This window comes from Infirmifilum sp. NZ, assembly GCF_022693705.1.
Classification (GTDB): Archaea; Thermoproteota; Thermoprotei; order Thermofilales; family Thermofilaceae; genus Thermofilum.
This window is the reverse complement of sequence record NZ_CP094288.1, coordinates 347,879-361,888: the sequence shown is the minus strand read 5'-3', so window position 1 is coordinate 361,888 and position 14,010 is coordinate 347,879. Positions and strand designations below refer to the sequence as shown.

At 62.2% G+C, this 14,010-nt stretch carries 12 protein-coding genes and 1 CRISPR repeat array; of the genes, 4 read left to right on the top strand and 8 right to left on the bottom strand.

Going from position 1 to position 14,010, the window contains the following annotated elements:
- Positions 1-12 precede the first annotated feature (12 nt).
- From cas3 to csa3, 6 genes are all read right to left on the bottom strand, one after another.
- Positions 13-1,608, bottom strand: a complete 1,596-nt coding sequence (gene cas3, locus MOV14_RS01885; protein ID WP_318538116.1) for a CRISPR-associated helicase Cas3' — start codon at positions 1,606-1,608, stop codon at positions 13-15.
- Positions 1,609-1,616: 8 nt separating this feature from the next.
- Complete coding sequence (gene cas8a2 / locus MOV14_RS01880) at positions 1,617-2,816, bottom strand: type I-A CRISPR-associated protein Cas8a2/Csx9 (protein ID WP_318537536.1); 1,200 nt, start codon at positions 2,814-2,816, stop codon at positions 1,617-1,619.
- A complete protein-coding gene (cas5a, locus tag MOV14_RS01875) occupies positions 2,813-3,547 on the bottom strand; it encodes a type I-A CRISPR-associated protein Cas5a (protein ID WP_318537535.1) in 735 nt (244 codons plus the stop codon). Before cas5a ends, cas8a2 begins: the two co-directional genes overlap by 4 nt.
- 12 nt (positions 3,548-3,559) lie before the next feature.
- Entirely contained in the window at positions 3,560-4,558 is a 999-nt protein-coding gene (cas7a, locus tag MOV14_RS01870; protein WP_318538115.1) for a type I-A CRISPR-associated protein Cas7/Csa2, read from the bottom strand.
- Positions 4,558-4,929 carry a type I-A CRISPR-associated protein Csa5 gene (gene csa5 / locus MOV14_RS01865; protein WP_318537534.1) on the bottom strand — a complete coding sequence of 124 codons (372 nt, stop codon included), beginning with the start codon at positions 4,927-4,929 and terminating at the stop codon, positions 4,558-4,560. The genes cas7a and csa5 overlap by 1 nt, the downstream gene beginning before the upstream one ends.
- 192 nt (positions 4,930-5,121) lie before the next feature.
- Positions 5,122-5,745, bottom strand: coding sequence for a CRISPR-associated CARF protein Csa3 (gene csa3, locus MOV14_RS01860; RefSeq protein ID WP_318537533.1), 624 nt, complete (start codon positions 5,743-5,745; stop codon positions 5,122-5,124).
- A gap of 66 nt (positions 5,746-5,811) precedes the next feature.
- A CRISPR array of direct repeats spans positions 5,812-8,366; the repeat unit is 25 nt; unit sequence CTTTCAATTGTCTCTTGACTTCTGC.
- A gap of 363 nt (positions 8,367-8,729) precedes the next feature.
- Here csa3 and cas4a point away from each other — a divergent pair.
- The 4 genes from cas4a to cas4 are packed head-to-tail and all read left to right on the top strand — an operon-like array spanning position 8,730 to position 11,307.
- Positions 8,730-9,521, top strand: a complete 792-nt coding sequence (cas4a, locus tag MOV14_RS01855) for a type I-A CRISPR-associated protein Cas4/Csa1 (protein WP_318537532.1) — start codon at positions 8,730-8,732, stop codon at positions 9,519-9,521.
- A complete protein-coding gene (cas1, locus tag MOV14_RS01850; protein ID WP_318537531.1) occupies positions 9,502-10,464 on the top strand; it encodes a CRISPR-associated endonuclease Cas1 in 963 nt (320 codons plus the stop codon). The genes cas4a and cas1 overlap by 20 nt, the downstream gene beginning before the upstream one ends.
- Entirely contained in the window at positions 10,461-10,742 is a 282-nt protein-coding gene (cas2, locus tag MOV14_RS01845; RefSeq protein WP_318537530.1) for a CRISPR-associated endonuclease Cas2, read from the top strand. Before cas1 ends, cas2 begins: the two co-directional genes overlap by 4 nt.
- Positions 10,729-11,307 (top strand): CRISPR-associated protein Cas4, encoded by a 579-nt coding sequence (gene cas4 / locus MOV14_RS01840; protein ID WP_318537529.1) that lies wholly within the window; start codon positions 10,729-10,731, stop codon positions 11,305-11,307. The genes cas2 and cas4 overlap by 14 nt, the downstream gene beginning before the upstream one ends.
- On the opposite strand, the gene MOV14_RS01835 is transcribed toward cas4, so the two are convergent.
- Together MOV14_RS01835 and MOV14_RS01830 are read right to left on the bottom strand one after the other, a co-directional pair.
- A complete protein-coding gene (locus MOV14_RS01835; RefSeq protein ID WP_318537528.1) occupies positions 11,304-12,665 on the bottom strand; it encodes an ATP-binding protein in 1,362 nt (453 codons plus the stop codon). The genes cas4 and MOV14_RS01835 overlap by 4 nt on opposite strands.
- Entirely contained in the window at positions 12,640-14,004 is a 1,365-nt protein-coding gene (locus MOV14_RS01830; protein ID WP_318537527.1) for a hypothetical protein, read from the bottom strand. Before MOV14_RS01830 ends, MOV14_RS01835 begins: the two co-directional genes overlap by 26 nt.
- Positions 14,005-14,010 lie beyond the last annotated feature (6 nt).

The following is a 14,010-nucleotide window of genomic DNA, read 5'->3' as shown; positions in this document are numbered from 1 at the left end:
CTCTCACACCCCCTACTCGGTGCACTCGGCTAGACCCCTCCCGGGGTCGTAGGTACCGGTGAAGCGGATCTCGACGCTACCCCCTAAGGCCATGCGCTTCGCTAGGCTGTAGAAGTAGCCAGGGTCGACGCTTCCCGTGGCGCCCTCGACCTCCAGGAGGCCGCGCTGGTACATCCTGTAAGCCTCTATGGGGCGCAGGAGGATCACTTCACCGTCAACGTCTACGGGGAGGCTGAACTCCCTGAGGAAAGGCTCCCGCTTCATAAGCTTCTCAATGGCTTCCAGCACCTCAAGGCTCCTACTCATGGGATCGTACAGCTTGGCCATGACTTGGCTCAGCCTGAATGCGCTCGGAAGCACCTCGGTCGCGCGCTTCCCGTGAACCTCCGCTAGAAGCTCCGCGTAGGTCGAGGGGACTCTGGGCTTGAACCCCCCGCCCCTCTCCCTCAGCCAGCGTAGCGTCTTGGAGACCTTCACCTCCTCGTACGGCGAGTAGGGGCCGTCTTCGGCCACGAGCACTGCTCCCTCGCGATCACCAGGCCTCCTGGCGACCCTCCCCATCCTCTGTATCAGGCTGTACGCCGGCGCTGGGTCCGTGACCAAGACGTCGAAGCTAGCGTCGACCCCGGCCTCGACGACCTGCGTAGCCACGAGAACGAGCGGCTCGCCCAGCTCCTCAAGCTCGCGAACCCCCTCCAAAACCTCCCTCTTGTGGAAGGGCTTCATCCGCCCGTGGAGTAGCAGCACGTTCCTCCGCGAGCCGCGAAGCCTCTCGTAGATGCACGTAGCCCTCGCGGGGTTGTTCGCCACGACCAGGACTCTCCTGTAGCCGAGGGCCTTCTCGAGGGCCTCGGCGGTGGGGGCGAAGCCCAGGCGGATCGACTTCCCGCTCTCGCTCTCCACGAATGGGTCTCCAGTCAGCGGCTCACACTTGAGGAACTCTACCTCGCTTTCCCGTGCAAGCTTGCGGAGGAGCTCCTCGTAGCCTTTGGAGAGCGTGGCGGTCATCACCACCACCGGGACGCCCACGCGGAGGAGGAAGTCGAGGACCATGTAGAACGCGTCCCTCATGTACTCCTCCTCGAGCGCGTAGTGGGCCTCGTCCAGCACCACCAGCGAGTTCAAGAGGCTGGCCTGGGTGAGGAAGTCGTACCCGAACTCCTCCCCCATCCTCACCCGCTGCAGCTTCTTCGTGTTCAGCCTCAGGAGGTCGAAGGTGAATGTATCCACAGTCGTCACGTTGAGGGGGAAGGCGTGGAAGACCTCCCAGCTCACACCCATCATCTTAACGCCGACGGCCTCCCCGCCCAGAACCCTGGCGGCCTTACCGGCAACGTCCTCCACGATGGACCTCAAGGGCAGGACGTGCACGACCTTTGAGAAGTACCTGGCGCGCGTGGCCGCCGCGAGGGCTGAGGCGAGGCTCAGCGTGGTCTTCCCGTAACCCGTGGGCGCGTTCACAACGGCTAGGAAACTGCGGCCCCCCTCGAGCACCTCGCCCGCGTGCTCGAAGAACTGCTCGAGCAGCGGGCGCCTAACGTCCCCCTCCCTGCTCACCTTACTTTCCACGGCTCTGTAGGCGTCAATCAGGATGTTGCCGCCGGGCATCGGGGCCACTACGCGATCGCCTTGAGCATGGCCTGCACGTTCTGCTCGCTCCTGAACGCCATGAGCCTCTGAGCGGCCTCCGCCCGTAGCTCTCTGTTGCGGATCGCAACGTCTAGCCTCCTCAGGAACCTGAGGAGCGCGTCCTCCAGCAGCGCCGCGTTCCTCGAGACTACGGCGCGGTAGAAGTCCTTCACGAAGAGGTAGAACACGGGCTCCCCGGAAACCCCCCTACCCGTGAGGTCTTCGACGGCATGCCTCACGATCACCTTTAGCGGCTCAAGGGGCTCTTCGCGAACCACTTCGAGTGTAAGCTTCCTGAGCTCGCCCAGGTACGAGTTGAGGTAGGCCACGAGAGGCTCCAGGTCCACGCTCAGGCTCCTGGTCACGGTGTACGTGTTCGCCACGAACTCCACAACGTAGAGGTTAAGCGGGAAGGCCTCAGGGCTAACGGACCGGCCGCTCTCAGCCACACCCATCGCCATCTGGATGGAGAACACCTCTTCGGATGCCGGCGACGGCCTCACATCCCTGCTCAGCTTCGACACTAGCTCCAAGCCCTCCAGCATCCTGGAGAGAGTGGGCGTGTGCAGCGAGCTCAGGCCCTCAAGGGTGAGGGGCAGCCCGGGCTTCGTGAACACGTGGTAAGCCCCGTCGTAGTAGCCGCCAAACCCCAGCATGAAGCCCAGCGCCAGAATGGCAAACCACACCGGGTCCACGAGGAGGTCAGCCTCTGGACCGCTTGTGGGGCTCATAAACACCGTCTGCTTCTCGTAGAACTCGGCCTGCTTCAAGATAGCGGGGACTATCGCCAGCTTCCCCCTGAAGGGCTCCCCGAAGCTTAACCCCTCCACGCTCCCTAGGCTTCTGAGGAAGGAGACCTGGTCCTGGCGGAGGAGCCTGGCCGTCCCCTCCATGACGTACAGCATGAGCCTCGCGTACTCAGTTGGCTGCTCGCCGCCCCCGTACCACTTCACGAGGACGCCATCATCCGGCGAGAAGTAGTGATCCTTGAAGTGGCCCGTCACTGCGCTACTGGTGATATCTTCCCCACTCAGCTCCTCGGCCTTTCTCTCAAGAACGTCGGCAACCCGCTCATTCACCTCCTTCTCCTCGAGCTGGGCGTCGACGAGGCCCTGCAAGTAGATGTACGCAAGCCCCTGGGCCATGACCTCCGTGAGTAGCCCCGAGGTGAGTACAGGCGCGCTCAAAGGACAACCACCCCCTCGTCGAACTGGAAGACCTTCATGCCTTTACCCCTCACCCTGACCCTGCCTCTGGGGTAGACGACCCTAATTCTCGGCGCGGAGGCTATATTGCCCAGCACCGAGCGCCAGTCGGCTGTGAAGACCACGTCGTAGGAGCCCTCCAGGCTAACCCCCTCCCTCCACTCGAAGGAGTACTCCGTCTCCACCTCGTCGACCGCGAGCACCCTGCCTACACCAGAGGAGACGCGCTCCACGCTCACCAGCGACTCCCTCGAGCCGAGCCTCGAGATCCCCCACGCTGCCCTCTCGACGAGCCTGGCGCAGTCCCCGTCGCACCTCCCGCTGAGAACGAACAGGGCTTTTATGGCGAAGTCGCCCTCCCCGTAGAGGAAGGTGTTCATGAGGGCCGTCACGGCCTGAAGGGCCTCCCCGCGGTAGTACTCGTTTATCTTGTAGAGGGAGCCGTAGGAGTAGCCCTCACCCGAGACGGCCACAGCTACGTGCTCGATTAAGTCCCTGAACTCGGCGCTCCTCGGCTCGACGTGCCCGTCCCTGAACACGACCTCCCTTCCGTCTTCCCGGGCGAGGGAATAGGAGAGGGCGCCAAGCAGGGAGCTTGGGGGTGGGTGCTTCAGGCTGACGCGGGCCTTGCTCTGCGGCTGAACCCTCAGGGACACCACGCCGTGCGGCCTCAGAACGGCTAGGACGTAGCGTAGAGAAAAAGCCGCGCCCAATGCGCACGCACCCTACACCGTGCCCTCCTGCTTGAGGGCCTCGATCACGGCGCTCAGCACGTCCTCAGGGGTCCTGTAGCCCTCGGCCCCCATCTCGAAGTAGAGGGCCTTCTCGCCGAAGGTGGCTTTCACCCTCTCGAGCCTCTGCCTCGTCGAGGTGGCGAAGTCGTCGTATATGGGCGAGGTGACCGTGAAAGGCCTCTCAGTGAGCGTCGCGACCAGCGAGACTATCCCGCCCACTGGAAAGAAGCGCGAGAGCTTCGCGCCGAAGCCCTGGGAAGACAGCATCCTGTACAGGGCCCTGACGGCGGCCAGCCGCCTCTTGCCCACGTCCTCGACGAGCTGCGCCCCGGAGTAGCTGCTCACTCCGATCCCGGCCAGGTCGAGGTTGAAGGTGAACGCGTAGATCGCCGTGCCGCTCTCCACGTAGTATATCATCTGCTCGGCCGCCCCCTCCCTCCTCTCCCCAGTGGTCCTAGCGTGGCGCGCGTGGAGCTGGGGCTCCAGCGTCGCGTAGGTCGCCATCGACTTGATGGGGAGCGCGTAGCTCACGGCGAACCTCGACGTCCTCTTCACCGGGGGCTTCTCCGCGTAGAGGAACCCCCCTACGTCCTCGACCACGCACCCCCTCACGATCCCAGCCTCTATCTCGTTCACGACCCTGATCAGCTCCTCCTTCTTCGCCCTCTGGCTGAGCTTCGGGACCTTGCCACCGAACTTCTCGCTCGCGTGCTCCTCGTCCATCGACTTGAGGAACTCCCCGGCTGAGCAGTACGAGCACACAGGCAGGTTGAGCGACTTAGCCTCCTCGGCGAGCAGCTCCTGGTACGCGTGCGCCAGGCTCTCCCCGCTGACTGCCGGCACGTACACTACCTTGGGCTTCCCGCCCTCGGTGATGATGTAGGGTACCCTCCTGTGCCTCGCGTAGTTGCCGCTGACCTCAACCATGTTCAGGGCCTCGACGTTCGCCTCGAACCTAACCCCAAGGCTCAGGAACGACAGCACGCCCATCACCCCTCAGCCTCCCTCGCCGGGACGCTCATAGCCATGATCGCCACGCGCCTAGCAACGCCCACATCCTCCCAGACCGCCCTCACGAAGCTCGCGACCTCATCCTCGCGCGGCTTCGCAGGCAGGTAGACCTTCCTCTTAGCTCCGGCCTCCTCGAGCTCGAAGTAGCGGAAACCCTTCTCGTCGGACGCGGCGGAGTCGTAGATCGAGGTGAAAGTCCTCAGCGCGTCCCTGATAGCGACCTCGACGGTCTCGGGGTTAAGGGCGTTGCCGACGCGGTCGACGAAGCTGTAGTTCCGGATGGCCGCGAAGAAGCGCAGCATCTTGACTATCCCCTCGAACTCTTTCACATCAACCCATTTCGAGCCCATGCTTTCACCACTCAATAAGGCTGCAAGGCCGTTAATAAGCTTTTTGTTTCATAGAGTGTTCAATCTTAGTGAAATAAGACTGAGAATGTTCCAGATAGATGAAACGCAGGTAGCCGCTGAGAGGCAGGATTTTTGAGGAAGTCGAGACGAAGAAGCGAGCCTTGAGACCAGGCTTTCCTGAATCGTGAAACATCAAGCGGAGTGTATTCGCAGGTAGAGCCTACCGGCCTCGGTCAACCTGAGCTCCTCGTCCACGAGTCCCAGGGCTTTCATCTGCTTAATCTCCCTGCTCACCGTGGCCGGCGAGTAGCCCGTTACCGCCGAGACGCCCCTCACACCCCCCGCCTCCTCCAGCGCCCTGAGGATGGAAATCCACCTATCCCTCCTCGGCGCCTTGAAGACGTGTAGCGGTATCGAGACGTAGCCCCTCAGCGACTCGAGGTCAACGTCGACGAAGACCCTGACCCCCTCGAGCATCATGAGCCCCAGCAGGACCTCCACCACGAGCGCCCTCATCCCCCCGCTCAGGCTCCCGTAGACCTCGGAGGCACCGTACTCGCGGACCGTCGACCTGACAGCCGCCACCGCGGAGACGAAGTCCCCAACGTTCAGCTCTACCTCCCTCAACCCGCCCTGAACTAGGCCCTCGACGATACCCCTCAGCGCCTCCAGCGCCCTCGCCGCCCTCTCGTCCCTAGACTCCTCGCGTGGAAGAAAGACCACTACCGCGTCATCCCTACCAACCCCCCTCCTCATCAGAGCACGCACAGCGAACTTCTCGTCAAAACCCAGCGTTACGACAAACAGCCTGCCCACACTACCTCGAAGAAGAATCGGGGGCGAAAAACATATCTCTATCGCACCCCAGCCGTGTCGTCCTGCTTTTCAATTGTCTCTTGACTTCTTCACAATTGAAAGCTGCTTTCCGAGCACGGCAAGCTCTCCCTATCCGACACTTTCAATTGTCTCTTGACTTCTTCGAGACCGTCTACAACGTCATGTGGAACCTCAGCGAGCTTCTTTCAATTGTCTCTTGACTTCTTCACCCATCCACCGTCACCCCAGCGGCTTCGCTTTCAACAGGGAGTTCTTTCAATTGTCTCTTGACTTCCTCAAATAAACATATAAAACGTCTCGGCGCGTAAGAACTAGGGATCCTTTCAATTGTCTCTTGACTTCCTCTGCCCCACGTTCTCAAGCACCCAGAGTAACACGGCTGTCCTTTCAATTCTCTCTTGACTTCCTCTTTTCCTTCTCTCACGAATAGCTCCCCTAGAGGAGATTGACCCCTTTCAATTGTCTCTTGACTTCCTCCCAGCGCGACGATGGCGGAGGTGTTGTCCCAGTCGTAGCTTTCAATTGTCTCTTGACTTCCTCGCAGAGCTTTGTCATTTTGCCACTCAGGGAGACAACCCACTTTCAATTGTCTCTTGACTTCCTCCGAGGCCGGCATTTACGTGAACCGATCGGATTTCATAAGACTTTCAATTGTCTCTTGACTTCCTCCTCACACCGAAGAGCACCATGTGGATATGGATAGCTCCGTCTTTCAATTGTCTCTTGACTTCTGCGCGGCAGCCGCCGTAGCCGCGCTGACCTACCTATACATCGCCTACTTTCAATTGTCTCTTGACTTCTGCCGTGACTTTGATGTTCACCGCGGTGTTGGGCCTGAGCAGCTTTCAATTGTCTCTTGACTTCTGCTCTCCTAGAGCAGCTCAAGTTGGCTCTCACGCTTCTTGAGCTTTCAATTGTCTCTTGACTTCTGCTGGATCCAGTTGCGGGTCATTCTAGGTGCCCGCAACCTTGGCCTTTCAATTGTCTCTTGACTTCTGCCCGTAGGGATAGACTCGCAGGGGAGAAGGCCCATCTATTCTATCTTTCAATTGTCTCTTGACTTCTGCCTATAAGTTATGTTTACAAAATCGTTGTGATTCAAAGCGGTCTTTCAATTGTCTCTTGACTTCTGCTTTCGAGGTCTTCCTATGGAAGTAGTAGTAGAAGGAAGTAGAAGGCTTTCAATTGTCTCTTGACTTCTGCCTCACCTGAGAAAAGATGGGTAAAAAAAGGAATTGTGTTTTATAGTCTTTCAATTGTCTCTTGACTTCTGCGTACAACACGCGTGGCAGTTGAGGGGTCTGTTTGCACATTCTTTCAATTGTCTCTTGACTTCTGCGGGAGCTGTTGCCTAGGTACAACTGGACAACTGTAGGCGACTTTCAATTGTCTCTTGACTTCTGCGAGTCAACCCATACCTCGAGGACGCGCTTCGAGAGCCCTTTCAATTGTCTCTTGACTTCTGCACGTCATGAACCGCGTGATACCCGTGGTGCTCGCCTGGAAGGGTAACTTTCAATTGTCTCTTGACTTCTGCAGGTTCGCCAGCTGGTGGAGTGGAAGAAGAAGTACTGCTTTCAATTGTCTCTTGACTTCTGCAGATCCTTGGTCGCGATCACAACCTCGTTACCCCTCTGCTTAGACTTTCAATTGTCTCTTGACTTCTGCCGGGTCTACCAGTTCAAGAGGGTGTCTAGATGACGAGTCTTTCAATTGTCTCTTGACTTCTGCGCGCGAGCACCCTCGCGCCGCCCGCCTCCGCTATGCCGCTCTTCTTTCAATTGTCTCTTGACTTCTGCTCAGGAGCCTCCTGCTGAGCAGCAGGAAAACAGCCCAGGAGATGGCACTTTCAATTGTCTCTTGACTTCTGCTCGGACATCCTCGCTCGCATGCATAACCGCAACTGACTTTCAATTGTCTCTTGACTTCTGCTGAGGCAGATGGGCTACTCCCAGCAGGAGATAAATGCGATAGCCGATCTTTCAATTGTCTCTTGACTTCTGCGGATCTTGCCGAGAGCCGAGTCCACGTCAACCGTGTATCCGCTTTCAATTGTCTCTTGACTTCTGCGTATTTCTTCAGATAGTCCTTAACCGAGAGCTGAGTAGCATTACTTTCAATTGTCTCTTGACTTCTGCTGCCTGATGATGTGAGAAAGAAGCTTGAGGAGATTAGGCGTGACTTTCAATTGTCTCTTGACTTCTGCCCTCTCTCATCGCCCGCCCCCCGAAGCGGGCTCAGAACTTTCAATTGTCTCTTGACTTCTGCGCGCGCTGTCCCTTCTGCACGGTGCCGAAGGACAACGCCTTTCAATTGTCTCTTGACTTCTGCGCACGTGACAGTGAGGCTGAGAAGCTGATTACGGGGTTGATGCTTTCAATTGTCTCTTGACTTCTGCGACGCCTACCTGCAGGGCCAGGCCAGCCTAGCGGACGCGGACTTTCAATTGTCTCTTGACTTCTGCGGGCAAGGACTCGGTCCCGCACGGCGTCGTAGGCGATCACCTTTCAATTGTCTCTTGACTTCTGCTGCGGAATTTGCGCGTCTCGGGGTCGTAGTATAACGGTATGTTTAACTTTCAATTGTCTCTTGACTTCTGCCGTTAAGCGTTGTGGGAGGGGCTATTTAAATGTTCCTTTTTAGCCTGTTCCTTGTTCTCGTGCGAACACGCGTTTTCAGGCTTATCTCTTCCCGTGGTTGTGATTCCTAACCCTCCCTCTATTTTAAATGTTCGCATCGCTAATGAAACTTGATTAATAAGATAACTCGGTTATGTTCCAGCATTCTCTTCCCAGAGAAAACCTTAAATATAGCTAAATTTTTCACTGTTGAAAATAAACTTAAGACGTTCTGCTGGTGCTTTTGCAAAATGTTTCGAAAAGGTCTTGGCTTGTGTCTCTCTTTATGCTCTCGTGGGTTAGATTTATTTGTACCGTTTGAAATGCATTTCCTAGTGGAAAACTATGTTCCCGTGGACTGTCTGGGGTAAGGTGAGGGGCGTCGTGGCCGGTGACCTCGTGGTGGAGCTGAGGGGCTGGAGGCTCGAGCAGGTGGGGGCGAGGCACGGCTTCATGCCGACTGTGAGCGAGGTTTCCTCGCCTTGCCCGACGAAGCGCGACGCGTACCTGAGGAGGGTCAGGGGGCTGAGGCCTCAGGGCGACGGGGTGCTGCAGGTGGGGAGGCTCCTGCACGAGGCTTTCCTCGAGCCGTTCAGGCTGGCGCTGAGGGGCCGGGTGAGCGTGGAGGAGGCGTCGAGGGCTAAGGCTAGGCTGCTGAGGGGGGCTCCGAGGGACCTAAGGGCGGCCGCGTCGAGGGTCTTCGACGAGGCCTTCGCCCTGGCTAGCGCGTGGGGCGTGGGCGGCGCCAGGCTACCTGTGGCGGTCGAGCCGGAGCTGCCGGGTAGCCTGGTGGGGCTCTCGGACACGGTTAGGCCCGACCTGCTGGTGGGCGGCGTGCCAGTGGACTTCGTCACGGGGAACGGGCTGGAGCGCAAGGAGCTGGCGGTGACCGCCTACGCGCTCGCGGTAGAGGCGCTGACGAGCAACCCCGTGAACTACGGGGTGGTGGCGCAGTTCGCGGGCGGGAGGATAACTTGGAGGACCGTCGTCCTCGACGACTCGGTGAGGGGCCGCTTCCTCGAGGCTAGGGACTACGTGGCGCGGGTCGTTGAGTCGCGCGAGGACCCTGGGGTGGCGGACGACTGCCCGGAGTGGTGCCCCTGGAGGGCGGTGTGCCATGCTGCTCTTCGTGTCTAAGCCGTGCAGGGTGAGGGTGGAGAGGGGCAGGGTGGTGCTGCGGACTAGCGACGGCGAGGCTGTGGAGCTCTCCCCGGCGGTCTACGACTCGGTGGTGATCGCGACGAGGGCGGCGAGCATCACCTCCGCAGCCCTGCAGGCCCTCGCGGCCCACGGGGTCGACGTCACGCTCCTCGGGGCCCACGGGCACCCGGTGGCCCGCGTTTACCCGCCGACGATCAACAAGACCGCCGCGACGAGGGTGGCGCAGTACAGGGCGATCGTGGACGGGCGGGGCCTTAAGGCGGCGAAGAGCATCGTGGAGGCGAAGGTGCGCAACCAGGCGGGCATCTTGAGGTACGCGGCGAAGTCGAGGCGTGACGACTACTTCGCGATTGAGGCTGAGAGGGTTGAGGCCCTGGCGGACGAGATCAGGCGCGCGAGGCCGGACGCCGCGGAGATCAGGGAGCTCGAGGCCCAGGCCGCGAGGGTGTACTGGGGGGCTGTCGCGAAGCTGCTCCCCGAGAGCTACGGCTTCACGGGCAGGGACCCGCAGGGGCTCGACGTGTTCAACATGGCGCTCAACTACGGCTACGGGATACTCTACGCGAGGTGCGAGAGGGCGCTCCTCCTCGTCGGCCTCGACCCCTACGCGGGCTTCATGCACGCGATGAAGAGCGGGCAGAGGACCCTGGTCTACGACTTTATCGAGCAGTTCAGGCCGGTCGTCGACAAGGCCCTGATCTTCGCCCGGCTCGTGCTCACGGCCTCGAACGGGATCTTGGACAGGGACTCGAGGAGGAGGGTGGCTGCAGCAGTCCTGGATGCGCTGGGGAGGGAGTTCCCCTACAGAGCGGGGAGGGCGACGCTGGACGACATCATCGTCAGGAAGGCGTCCGAGCTCGCCAGCTACCTCAGGGGCGAGCTTGAGGAGTACGTGGGCTTCAGGGCGAGGATGGGATGAGGGTCGTGGTCGTGTACGACATAAGCGACGACGCCGACAGGCTGAGGCTCTCCTCGCGCCTGCTCGGGCTGTCCCTCACCCGGGTCCAGCGGAGCGTCTTCGTGGGCAGGGGCGGCTACGCGTTCGCGAAGGACGTCTACAGGGTGGCGCAGAGGCACGTCACCCAGGAGGGCGACAGCGTCATCGTGCTGGTCGTCCCCGACGAGAGCCTCGAGCGCGCGCTGGTAGCCGGGAGGCCCATGGCCCCGCTCGGGGGTGAGGCGCGTGTCGTCGTATAGCCTGGAGGAGGCGGGTCTGCTCCCCGTCGCCCTCCTCAAGGAGTACGCCTACTGCCCTAGGTACGCGTACCTCCAGCTCAGGCTCGGCGGGGACTACGTCACCCCCTCCATGAGGGCCGCGGGGGAGGCGGGGCTTCCGGAGCTGAGGCCGCCCGCGGGCTGGGAGCTCCTGAGGAACCTCTACGTGAGGAGCAGGAGGCTGGGGCTCCACGGCTACGCGGACGCGGTGCTGAGGCGCGGCAGCCTCGTCAGGGTTGTGGAGGTCAAGGCTCTGAGCGACGTCTCCCGGCGCTCGCTCTACGGCAGGCTTCGCCACGTCCTAGCCCAGGGCGTAGCGTACGCCCTCCTGGCGGAGGAGACCCTCAGGGCCACGGCGGACTCCGTCCTGATCGTGGGCTCGGGCAGGTGGGTGGAAGTGCGGGTGACGCCCTCCCTCAGGAGCTACGTGGCCTCCCTCGCCCAGCGGATGAGGCGCGACCTCGAGGCCCCTAAGCCGCCCCCGAGGCAGGCTAGCTGGAAGTGCGGCTACTGCTACTACAGGCGCGTCTGCAGGCAGCTGGGCTAGCCTTTCCTAGGCCTCACCTTGACGAGCACAGGGTACCTGACCGCTACTCCGGCGACCAGGGCGATGCCGCGGGGCAGGTGCGGGACGAGGCGCAGGCTGGAGCCGAGGAGAGGCTTCAGCATGGCGAGGTCGGTGGCGCTGTCCATCCTCAGGACGATCTTGGTCCCGCACTGGCTGAGCACGTCCTTGTCGAGGCCCACCACGCGCTGGCTCGCTACCATCAGCCCCACCCCGAACTTCCTCCCCTCCCTGGCCATGACGCGTAGCGCCCTCTTCGAGAAGACGTCCTCGTCCTGCGGGAGGAACCTCTGCGCCTCGTCGACGATAAGGGCGAAGCCGGGCACATCGTTGGTCCTCCTCAGCTCGAAGAGCGCCCAGGCGATGGAGCCCACGAGCGCCCCAGTAGCCCTGTCCGGGAGCCCGAGCCCGGCGTCGAGGATTGTGGCCCTGCCCTCCTCCACGAGCTCCTCTGGTGGCCCTGCCCCGCCGCCCCCGGTGAAGATGCCCATAGCCTTCAGCGTCCTGAGCCTCCTCACGACCCCTATCACCGTCTCCCTCCTGAACCCGTACCTCTCGGCGGTGCTCTCGACGCTGGATATGATGTCGCTCAGCTCGACGCCGTCGCTCTCCTCGTAGGCGAGGTGCAGGAGGTCCCGCTGTACCTCGGTCATCTCCGTGGCCTCCGCCACGGCGTCGGGGCTCAGGAGGCCGGGCTTCAGGAGCACCTCGGTGATCCTCGCCCTCCTCACCCTGTAGCCCTCCCCCTCCAGGAAGCCGTACTCGCCGTGCACGTCCACCACGACGACCGGGTAGCCGTGGTCGAGCAGCTCCTCGGCCAGCACGCCCAGGGTGTGCGACTTCCCCGAGCCCGTCGCCCCCACTACGGCCACGTGGTGCCTGACGAGCGTGTCCGCGTCGAGGAGCGCCTCCACGCCCACGCGCCAGAGCTCCCCGAGCCTCACCCCTCCCTCTCTGAGGCCGAGCAGCCTCATCAGGTAGTCCCTCGAAGCCGGGTAGACCGGCGTCCCAGGGCTGGGCGGGAGCATCGGCGGGACCAGCTCGCCCGAAGCGGTCACTACCTCGAGCGCCCTAGCCCTCGCGACCTGCACCTCGGAGGCGGCGAGTAGGGTGGACGCTGGCAGCCTGAGGCCGTACTCGCTGGCCTCCGAGACGACCCCGACCTCGCTGAGCGCCGCGTTGATCGCCTGGACGCTCACGACCCTGGCTAGGAGCGTGCCCCCCTCGACGGGGACCTCGATGAAGTCCCCCGTGGCGACCGAGCCCGGCTCGGTGACCTCGAACTCGAACGCGAGCTCGGTCGGCGGGTTCCTGCTAATAACTACCCCTAGCTTCTCCACGTGCGATCACCGCCAGAGCCCCCCTGAACCACGCCTCGAGGTGCCTGACGAGCCTGCCGGCCTCCGCCTTCGCCTCCGCCACTCCCAGGGGCTCGCCGCGGGCGTAGAAGTTGCCCTTGAGCGCCCGGACGATCTCCTCCTGGACGGCTAGGGGGTCGGAGCGCGTCACGTACTCGACCTTCACGAGCCTCTCGCCGACCTTCCAGTAGAACTCGTACCACCCGCTGACGCTCTTCCCCCTCTCCCTCTCGAGGCTCATAGGCGCCGTGTACTCCCAGGGCTCGAGGACGTAGGAGAGGAGCGCGAAGTCGCTGACCGCGGGCCCGCTCAGCCCCAGCCTCCCGCTCACGGCCGCGAACAGCCTGCTGTCCCTCGGGACCAGGACAACGCCGGCGAGCGTGACCCCCCTCGAGGAGGCGGCTTCGAGGAGGTCGAGGAACGCGGACTCCATGCCCTCCTTCAGCTTCTGCAGCTCCCTGCTACCCCAGACCACGAAGCCGTGCGGCCAGAGGCTCCCGCCGAGCAGGGCCAGCTCAGGGGGCTCGGACTCCACCTGGCTCCTCATGGCCTCGTAGGTCATCCTGGCGACGATGAACCTCGCCGCGAGCCTCCTGCCCGCCGCCAGCAGCTCGGGCCTCTCCACGGCCAGCTCCAGCACGCCCTCGTCAAAGGGCTGCGAGCCCCTGAAGCTCCTCAGGTCCGGCCGCCTCACAAACCGCACCCCGGAGACCTGCCCCGCCTCGTCCAGCTGGACGTGCGCCACGCACGCCGCGAGGTACGCAACCGCGATGACGATGCTGCCGGCCAGCGCGTAGTCCCTCAGCACCGCCTCGTAGGCAGCCCCCGCCAGCGTAGCGGGCCTCGACGGCTCAAGCTCCCTCGAAGAGAGAATCGCCCTGTCCCCGACCAGCACGTCCCCCGCTAGGGACTCGAAGGCCCTCCTGAGTGCGCCCCTGTCGCCTAGGGCCTCCAGCCTCTTCCTCAGCCTGTAGACCCTCTCGAAGAGCGCGTCCGCGACCTCGGGGTTGCTCAGCAACGTCTCAGCGACCACGCTCTCCAGCTGCGAGTCGGCTCCGAACACCTCGGCCCTCAAAACCGCCCTAGAGGCGCCCTCCGTTAGCCTGTACCTCCCACCCCCAGCGTACTCGACCGCGCCGATCGAGACCAGGTCGATGAGGTAGTACCTGGCCATCCTCTCCGTCACGCCGAGCCTCTCGGCCAGCTCCGAGGGGGTGAAGTAGCCCCTCTCCGCCGACAGCTCTAGGCACGCCTTGAACACCCCCTCCAGCCTCGACGCGTACGCCACGGGCGCCGCCGGCAACCCAACCGCCTGAAACACATTTCA

Bases quoted from the DNA above. Each gene is read 5' to 3' on its own strand.
- cas3 (WP_318538116.1), bottom strand. From the start codon at position 1,608: ATGCCCGGCGGCAACATCCTGATTGACGCCTACAGAGCCGTGGAAAGT.
- cas7a (WP_318538115.1), bottom strand. From the start codon at position 4,558: ATGGGCGTGCTGTCGTTCCTGAGCCTTGGGGTTAGGTTCGAGGCGAAC.
- csa5 (WP_318537534.1), bottom strand. From the start codon at position 4,929: ATGGGCTCGAAATGGGTTGATGTGAAAGAGTTCGAGGGGATAGTCAAG.
- cas4a (WP_318537532.1), top strand. From the start codon at position 8,730: ATGTTCCCGTGGACTGTCTGGGGTAAGGTGAGGGGCGTCGTGGCCGGT.
- cas1 (WP_318537531.1), top strand. From the start codon at position 9,502: ATGCTGCTCTTCGTGTCTAAGCCGTGCAGGGTGAGGGTGGAGAGGGGC.
- cas2 (WP_318537530.1), top strand. From the start codon at position 10,461: ATGAGGGTCGTGGTCGTGTACGACATAAGCGACGACGCCGACAGGCTG.